At 67.5% G+C, this 7,795-nt stretch carries 8 protein-coding genes; 1 reads left to right on the top strand and 7 read right to left on the bottom strand.

Annotated elements, in window-relative coordinates:
- Nucleotides 1-195: LysR substrate-binding domain-containing protein (locus tag VIR09_RS17825; protein WP_332014075.1), on the top strand; the 195-nt coding region annotated here is incomplete at its 5' end.
- Between the two features lies 1 nt (nucleotide 196).
- On the opposite strand, the gene VIR09_RS17820 is transcribed toward VIR09_RS17825, so the two are convergent.
- The 7 genes from VIR09_RS17820 to VIR09_RS17790 all read right to left on the bottom strand — a co-directional run.
- Nucleotides 197-1,591 (bottom strand): M20 family metallopeptidase, encoded by a 1,395-nt coding sequence (locus tag VIR09_RS17820; RefSeq protein ID WP_332014074.1) that lies wholly within the window; start codon nucleotides 1,589-1,591, stop codon nucleotides 197-199.
- Complete coding sequence (locus VIR09_RS17815) at nucleotides 1,588-2,559, bottom strand: oligopeptide/dipeptide ABC transporter ATP-binding protein (protein ID WP_332014073.1); 972 nt, start codon at nucleotides 2,557-2,559, stop codon at nucleotides 1,588-1,590. Before VIR09_RS17815 ends, VIR09_RS17820 begins: the two co-directional genes overlap by 4 nt.
- Nucleotides 2,556-3,545, bottom strand: a complete 990-nt coding sequence (locus VIR09_RS17810) for an ABC transporter ATP-binding protein (protein WP_332014072.1) — start codon at nucleotides 3,543-3,545, stop codon at nucleotides 2,556-2,558. The genes VIR09_RS17815 and VIR09_RS17810 overlap by 4 nt, the downstream gene beginning before the upstream one ends.
- 2 nt (nucleotides 3,546-3,547) lie before the next feature.
- Complete coding sequence (locus VIR09_RS17805) at nucleotides 3,548-4,459, bottom strand: ABC transporter permease (RefSeq protein ID WP_332014071.1); 912 nt, start codon at nucleotides 4,457-4,459, stop codon at nucleotides 3,548-3,550.
- Nucleotide 4,460: 1 nt separating this feature from the next.
- Nucleotides 4,461-5,378: an ABC transporter permease gene (locus VIR09_RS17800; RefSeq protein ID WP_013394212.1), complete on the bottom strand. Its 918-nt coding sequence runs from the start codon at nucleotides 5,376-5,378 to the stop codon at nucleotides 4,461-4,463.
- Nucleotides 5,379-5,443: 65 nt separating this feature from the next.
- Entirely contained in the window at nucleotides 5,444-7,015 is a 1,572-nt protein-coding gene (locus VIR09_RS17795) for an ABC transporter substrate-binding protein (protein ID WP_332014070.1), read from the bottom strand.
- A gap of 99 nt (nucleotides 7,016-7,114) precedes the next feature.
- The coding region (locus VIR09_RS17790; protein ID WP_332014069.1) for a GntR family transcriptional regulator at nucleotides 7,115-7,795 on the bottom strand (681 nt) is incomplete at its 5' end.

The following is a 7,795-nucleotide window of genomic DNA, read 5'->3' as shown; positions in this document are numbered from 1 at the left end:
GGCGTGGCCGCGCTGCCCGAGTGGCTGCTGGAAGAACCGCTGGCGCGGGGCGCGCTGCAACGCGTGCTGCCTTCGTACACCTTGCCGCGCCAGGAGGTCTACGCGGTCTATCCCGACACCCGCCACGTCAGCGCCAAGGTGCGGCGCTTCATCGATTTCCTGCGGGCGCGGCAGGCGCCGGGCAACCGACCTTAGTTCAGCGCGCCAGCGCTGGCGTGCCGCCCGCGCCCAGGTCCCAGTACAGCCCCGTCATCAGGCCCAGCGCCTGCCGCAACAAGGCCGGCGGCAGATGTTCGTTCGGCGCGTGCTGGGAGCAGCCGGGGTAGGAGTGCGGCACCCAGATCGTGCGCAGGCCCAGCACGTCGGTGAAGATGTCGTTGGGCAGGGAGCCGCCCAGATTGGGCAGCACGGCGGTCTTGGCGCCCGACGTGCGTTCCAGCGAATCCACCGCCCAGCGCACCCAGGCGTCGTCGGGGTCGATGCGGGTGGCGCGGAACATGTTCTCGCGGGTAAGCGTGATCTGGACCATGGGAAAGCCCTGGCGGTCCAGGTGGCGACGCAGGGCCGGCACCAGGTCGTCCGGGTCCACGCCGACCACGAAGCGCAGCTGGCAGCGCGCCCAGGCGCGCGGCGGAATGGCGTTGACGGGGGTGTCGGGGTTGCCGGTCTTATAGGCCAGGACCTCGAACGAGCACCAGCCGAACACGCGCTCGGCCGGCGACAGGCCCGGTTCGCCCCACCAGGGTTCGATTTCGGGGCCGTCGGCGCCGCCGTCCACCTGGCAGTCGGCCAGTGCGCGCCGCACCGCGTCGGGCAGTTCGCGCGGCACCCATTCGGGGATGCGGATCTGGCCGGTCGGCGAGACCAGCGTGGCGATCGCATGGGCCAGCTGGATGCCGGGGTTGGAGATCAGGCCGCCCCAGTTGCCCGAGTGGTGGCCGCCCGCGCGGGCCTCGATGCTCAGGTCGAAGTTCAGGCTGCCGCGCGCACCCAGGAAAATCGTGGGACGCTCCGCGCTCAGCCGCGGTCCGTCCGAGGCGATAAGCAGGTCCGCAGCCAGCAATGCGCGATGTTCCTCGCACAGATCGCGCAGGCCCATGGAGCCGGTTTCCTCGCCCATCTCGATCAGGTACTTGGCGTTGAAGCCCAGCTTGCCGCGCGTCTCCAGCACCAGCCGCAAGGCTTCCATATTGATGCTGTGCTGGCCCTTGTTGTCGGCGATGCCGCGGCCGTACCAGCGGCCCTCGGACTCGGTCAGCGCCCAGGGCGAGAGGCCTTCCTTCCATTCCTTTTCCAGGCCGCGGATGACGTCGCCGTGGCCATAGCCCAGCACGGTGGGCAAGGACGGGTCCTCGATGCGTTCGGCGTACAGGAACGGGGCCAGCGCCTTCGGGTGGGTCAGCGTGCGGCAGGTGAAGCCCAGCGCCTCGAAGGCGGGCCGGATCTCGGCTTCCAGATAGGCGGCGAGTTCGGGCGCGCGCGCCGGATTCTGGCTTTCCGTGGGCTGCGCCAGGCGGCGCGCCAGCAGGGTGCGGAAGGCGCCGGAATCAAAACACTGTTCCGCCTGGGCGATGGCTTGTGCGCGGGTCATGATGGCTGGACTCCGTTGGGGGTAGGGGGATAGAGGTGGCAGGCCACCACGGATTGCTCGCGCCGGGTCAAGGCCGGGCGTTCGGTCTTGCATTGCGCCATGGCCTGCTGACAGCGCGGATGGAAGGGGCAGCCGGAAGGCGGGCGCAACGGGTCCGGGAACGACAGGCCCAGTCCCATGTCGGGGATGCCGAGGCCGGGTTCGGGCGTCAGCACCGAGGCCAGCAGCGCCTGCGTGTAGGGATGGCGCGGGTCGTGGAACAGCTGCGCGGTGGCGGCGGATTCGACTACCCGGCCCAGGTACATCACCGCCACATGGGTGGCGATGTGCTCGACGACCGCCAAGTTGTGGCTGATGAAGACATAGGTCAGGTTGAATTCGCGCCGCAGGTCCATCAGCAGATTCATGATCTGGGCCTGCACCGAGACGTCCAGCGCCGAGGTCGGCTCGTCGCAGATGACGATCTCGGGATGCATCACCAGCGCGCGCGCGATGGCCACGCGTTGGCGCTGCCCGCCGGACAATTGGCCCGGCGTGTTGTGGGCCAGCCGGGGCGGCAGGCCGACGCGTTCCAGCATTTCGATGGCTTTCTGCTGCTTGGGATTGGCGATGCCATGCACTTCCAGCGGCAGCGACACGATGGAGGCAATGGAGCGGCGCGGATTCAGCGAAGAATACGGATCCTGGAAGATCGGCTGGACGCGGCGCGCCAGGGCGCGTCGGCCGAGGCTGCGTATGTCCTGCCCGTCCAGGCGGATCGCGCCTTCGGTCGGCGGCGTCAGGCCCAGCAGCATGCGGGCCAGCGTCGATTTGCCGCAACCGGATTCGCCCACGATGCCCAGCACGGCGCCGCGCTCCACCGCCAGGTCCACGCCATTGACCGCATGCAGGGTGCTGCGCGGCCGGAACATGCCCGAGCGGATCGAGAACTGCCTGCTGACGGCTTCGGCTTGCAGCAAGGGGCTCATGCCAGGACTCCTTCGGGGTGGAGAATGCAGCGCCATTGCTGGCCGGAGTCGGCGGCATGCACGGGGACTTCGTTGCGGCATTGCGCTTGCGCATGCGGGCAGCGGTCATAGAAGGCGCAGCCACGCAGCTCGCCCACCAGCGCCGGCACCACGCCCGGGATGGTACCCAGCGCTTCGCCGGGCGGCGTGCGCCCGGGCACGGGAATACAGCCCAGCAGCCCCTGGGTGTAGGGATGGCGCGGCGAGGCGAAGAGCTCCGCCACCGGTCCTTCCTCGACGATCTGTCCGGCATACATCACCGCGACCTGGCGGGCGATGCGCGCGACCACGCCCAGGTCGTGGGTGATCAGCACCATGGCAATGCCGAGTTCGGCCTGCAGGTCGGCCAGCAGCCGCAGGATCTGCGCCTGGATGGTGACGTCCAGCGCGGTGCTGGGCTCGTCGGCGATCAGCAGCTCCGGGCCGCACATCAGCGCCATGGCGATCATGACGCGCTGGCGCAGGCCGCCCGAGAGCTGGTGCGGGTACTGGTATAGCCGTTGCCCGGCCGAGGCGATGCCGACCTTCTCCAGCAGTTCCACCGCGCGGTCGCGCGCCTGCTGCGCGCTGGCTTTGCAATGGTGGATGTAGTGCTCGGTCAACTGCTCGCCGATGGCGTAGGCGGGGTTGAGCGCCGTCATCGGCTCCTGGAAGATCATGGCCATCTTGCTGCCGCGCAGCGCGTTGATGCGCCGCCCGCGCGCGGTGGACAGGTCCTCGCCCAGCACCGACAGCCGGCGCGTGCTGCGTTGCGCGGCCTTGGGCAAGAGGCCCATGATGGCCAGCGAAGTCATGGACTTGCCGCAGCCGGATTCCCCCACCAGGCACAGGGTTTCGCCGCGCCGGACCTGGAACGACACGTCGCGCACCGCATGCAGGGCGCCGCGCGGCGTGGCGATGTCTACGGTCAGGCCCTGCACGTCCAGCACGATGTCCGTGTCGCTCATGCTCAGCCCCTCTCTTCAGGCGTCAGGAGTTGATGCAGCCCGTCGCCGGCCAGGTTGATCGCGAAGATCAGCAAGGCCAGCGCCGATCCGGGTATGGCGATCAGCCAGAACGAGAAGAACATATAGGCCTTGGCCTCCGAGATCATCAGGCCCCACGAGGGCAGCGGCGGCTGCACGCCCAGTCCCAGAAAGGACAGCGACGCCTCCAGCAGGATGGCGCTGGCGGCTTCCAGCGTGGCGATCACGATCAGCTGCGGCACCACGTTGGGCAGCACTTCGCCCCAGACGATGCGCCAGGTGGACGCGCCCGCCGCCTGCGCCGCGGCCACGTATTCCAGCGAACGCACCTGCTGGGTGGCGCTGCGCATCACCACCGCGTAGCGGTCCCACTTGAGCAGCCCCAGCACCAGGATTACCACCCAGAGCGAGCCGCCGACGATCGCGACGGTGGCCAGCGCCACCAGAATGACGGGCATGGACAAACGGGTGGTGATGAGGAAGGACACCGCCATGTCGACCTTGCCGCCGAAGTAGCCGGCCGCCATGCCCATGGCCGTGCCGATCAGGCCTGAAATCAGCGCTACGCTGACGCCGATCAAGAGCGAGATGCGGGCGCCGTAGAACAGGCGCGACATATAGTCGCGGCCGAGCTGGTCGGTGCCCAGTGGATGCAGCCAAGTGCCTTTTGCATACCAGACCGGCGGGGCGGTGCGGTAGGCCAGGTCCTGGAAATAGGGATCATGCGGCGAGATCCAGGGCGCGAACAGCGCGATCAGCACGATGACGAGCAGGATGCCGCCGCCGGCCAGCAGCGCCTTGTTGCGGCGCAGCCGCCGCCAGCGCAGAGCGGACGCGGACAGTTCCAGCGGCGCCTGGACGCCGGTAGCGGACGGGGTCAGGGTAGGCGTGCTCATGTCAGGAAACCCGGATGCGCGGGTCGAGCCACGCGTTGGCGATGTCGGCCGCCAGGGTCAGCAGCACGTAGAGCACTGACAGCAGCAGGACGATCAGCTGCATCACGGGATAGTCCTTGTAGGTGATGCTCTGGTAGGCCAGGTAGCCCAGGCCGTCCAGCGCGAAGATGGTTTCGATGACGACCGAGCCGCCCAGCAGGTAGCCCAGCTGCACCGCGGCCAGCGCCACCACCGGCACGATGGCGTTGCGCAGCGCGTGCTTGAAGACGATCTTGCGCGCCGGCAGGCCCTTGGCGCGGGCGGTGCGGATGTAGTCGGCGGCCAGGACCTCGATCATCCCGGCGCGTATCAGGCGCATGAAGGCGGGCGCGACGTAATAGCCCAACGCAATCGCCGGCATGACGAAGTGCTGCCAACTGCCGCTGCCCGACACCGGCAGGATACGCAGCGAGATCGAGAACAGCATGATCAGGATCAGCGCGAAGAAAAAGTTGGGCAGCGCCTGGCCCAGCACGGCGACGGCCAGGCAGATGCGGTCGATCAGGCTGCCCTTGTAAAGCGCGGCCAGCACGCCCAGCGGAATCGAGATCAAGAGCGCGAAAGCCAGCGCGCCCATGCCCAGCAGCAGGGTGGTCTTGAGCTTGGAGAGGATCAGCGGCCCGGCCTCGGTCTTGAAATACACCGAGGTGCCGAAGTCGCCCTGCAGGATGTGCCAGAGCCAGTCCGCGTACTGCACCGCCAGCGGCCGGTCCAGGCCGTAGGTCTTGCGGATCATGTCGATGTCGGCCTGGCGCGCGCCTTCGCCGGCCAGGGCCAGCGCCGGGTCGCCGGACAGGTGCAGCAGCAGGAACGCCAGGATCGAGACGGTCAGCGCCACCAGCACCGCCAGGCCCAGGCGCCTGATCGTGAAATACAGCATAGGGCTTCCTCTTCGTTGGACTCACGCCGGCCCGGCGCGATGCAGGGCCGGCGCGGGGCCGCGCCTTACTTCCAGCTCATGTCCCAGAAGCGCACCAGTTCGTCCGAATAGGGCTTGAAGTTCAGATCCTTGGTGGTCACGTAGTAGGCAGGCAAGGTCCACAGCGGCACCGCGTAGGCCTTCTGCGCGATGAGGTCCAGCGCCTGCTTATAGGCGGCCTTGCGCGGGCCGCTCTCGATGGTGTGGTCGCCCTTGTTGAGCAGATCGCGCACCTGCGGGTCGCGGGTGATGTCGTCGTTGCCGAAGGCGAAATACACCGGCGTGGACGCCGACACGTCGTTGACCAGATTGGAGGCCCAGGTCTGGTGCGTGAGCGAAGCCTTGTTGGCGCGGATCATGTCACGCATGGCGGCGTACTGCAGGAAGTTGAGTTTGGCGCGGATGCCGACCGCCTGCAGGTAGTTGATGATGGCCTCGGTCTGGTTGCGCTCGCGGTAGGCCACCAGGTCGATGTCGAAGCCGTTGGGGTAGCCGGCTTCCGCCAGCAGCTTCTTGGCCTGGGCCGGATCGTACTTGTAGACCGGCGCGCCTTCCTGGGTGCAGCCCGTCTGCGAAGGCGTGCAGATGGTGTTGATGAGGCCGCCGCCTTCGCCCACGATGTTCTTCAGCATGGACTCGCGGTCGATCGCGTGGATGATGGCGCGGCGCACGCGCTCGTCCTTGAGCTGCGGCGCCGGCGTGCCTTCCTGGATGTTCATCTGCATGAAGACGATGCGCATGGTGTCGCCGGTGACCATCTGCAGCGAGGGCATGCCGCCCAACTGTTCGGCCTGGTCCTTGGGCACGCTCATGATCAGGTCTTCGCCGCCCGAGATGACTTCGGCCATCTGCGTCTGGCGGTCGGGAATGAAGCGGATCACCACCTTGCCGATCTTGGGCTGGGCCTTGGGCGAATCCTTGAAGTAGTCGGCATTGCGTTCCAGCGTGATGGACTTGCCCGGCTGGTAGTCCACCACCTTGTAGGGACCCGAGCCCACCGGCTTGGCGTTCATGCCCTTGGGGCCGACTTCCTGGTAGTACTTGGCCGGATGGATGGCAGCGGTGGTGGACAGATACTCCTTGGCGCCGGGGAAAGGTTCCTTGGTGATCAGGCGCACCTTGTACTTGTCGATCTTCTCGACCTTGTCGATCCAGGCCACGTTCTGCTGCGTCACGGCCTTGTTCTTCGGGTCCGCCACGTAGTTCAGCGTGTACACCACAGAGTCTGCGTCGAACTCCTCGCCGTTATGGAATTTGATGCCCTGGCGCAGCTCGAATTCCATGGTCTTGTCGTCGACCTGCTTCCAGCTCTTGGCGAGCTGGCCCTTGTATTCGTTGGTGACGGGGTCGCGGTAGAGCAGGGTGTCCCAGACGTTGGCGGCGATGATGACGCCGATCCGCACGTTGTTGTAGTAGGGGTCCACGCTTTCCGGCGCCTGGTCGTAGGCCATGCGGACGGTGTCGTCCTTCTTGCCGGCCAGCGCCGGCTGGGCCGCCAGCGTGGCGCAGGCCAGCAGGGCGGCGGCCAGGGCCTTGAGAGGGATGGGGCTGCGCCGGGTCGGCGCGGATGCTGCGAGGGTGACGCGGAAATCAGTCATGGTGAGGCTCCTGTGGAAGTCACTGCACGTACTGCGTATCTGCCATCTTCTATTCATGCGGGCGGCGCGGCCCGCTGTCCTGCTTGCGCAAGAGGGACGTCAGCCTGAATCGGCCACTGCGGCGGGCGCCTGGCCCAGGGTCTTCAGCGCCGCTTCGCACTTGCGCTGCAAATGCTGGCGCATGATGCCGGCCAGCCGGTCGGCGTCGCGCGCGTCCAGGGCCTCGGCCATCTCGATGTGCTCGCGCATCGCCAGATCCCATTTCTGGCGATTCTCGTTCGACACGAAGCGCAGATTCTGGATGCGGGCGTTCTGGGCGTCGTACAGCTGCTTGAGCAGGCTGTTGTGCGCGGCCAGGCTGATGCGTTCGTGGATCGCGCGATTGGTCTGGAAATAGGTGGGCAGGTCGTGGCGCGCGTGGCTGGCCATCATCTCGTAGGTCAGCGCGCGGATCTCGGCGATCTCGGTGTCCGTGGCCCGTTCGCAGGCCAGCCGGCAGGACATGGCTTCCAGCCCGCCTATGACTTCGAAGGCCTCGCGGATGTTGGCCTCCGACAGCGCCACCACCTGCGCGCCGCGGTTCGGCTCGATCTGCACCAGCCCTTCGGCGGCCAGCACGCGGAAGGCTTCGCGCAAAGGCGTGCGGGACACGCCCAGCAGGTCGCACAGCGTGCGCTCGTTCAGCCGCGTGCCGGGCGGGAACTCACCCTGGATGATGCGTTCGCGCAATTGCCCGGCCACCGTGGCCGGCAGCGTGCGGCCGTTGCCCGCGCCGCGGGC

It is taken from the genome of Achromobacter sp. (assembly GCF_036567245.1).
Taxonomy (GTDB): domain Bacteria; phylum Pseudomonadota; class Gammaproteobacteria; order Burkholderiales; family Burkholderiaceae_B; genus Achromobacter.
Note: the sequence above shows the minus strand (reverse complement) of the source record. Positions and strands in the feature narration are given on the sequence as shown.

Excerpts from the sequence above, each read along its gene's own strand:
- VIR09_RS17820 (WP_332014074.1), bottom strand. The coding sequence starts at position 1,591 with ATGACCCGCGCACAAGCCATCGCCCAGGCGGAACAGTGTTTTGATTCC.
- VIR09_RS17815 (WP_332014073.1), bottom strand. The coding sequence starts at position 2,559 with ATGAGCCCCTTGCTGCAAGCCGAAGCCGTCAGCAGGCAGTTCTCGATC.
- VIR09_RS17810 (WP_332014072.1), bottom strand. The coding sequence starts at position 3,545 with ATGAGCGACACGGACATCGTGCTGGACGTGCAGGGCCTGACCGTAGAC.
- VIR09_RS17805 (WP_332014071.1), bottom strand. The coding sequence starts at position 4,459 with ATGAGCACGCCTACCCTGACCCCGTCCGCTACCGGCGTCCAGGCGCCG.
- VIR09_RS17800 (WP_013394212.1), bottom strand. The coding sequence starts at position 5,378 with ATGCTGTATTTCACGATCAGGCGCCTGGGCCTGGCGGTGCTGGTGGCG.
- VIR09_RS17795 (WP_332014070.1), bottom strand. The coding sequence starts at position 7,015 with ATGACTGATTTCCGCGTCACCCTCGCAGCATCCGCGCCGACCCGGCGC.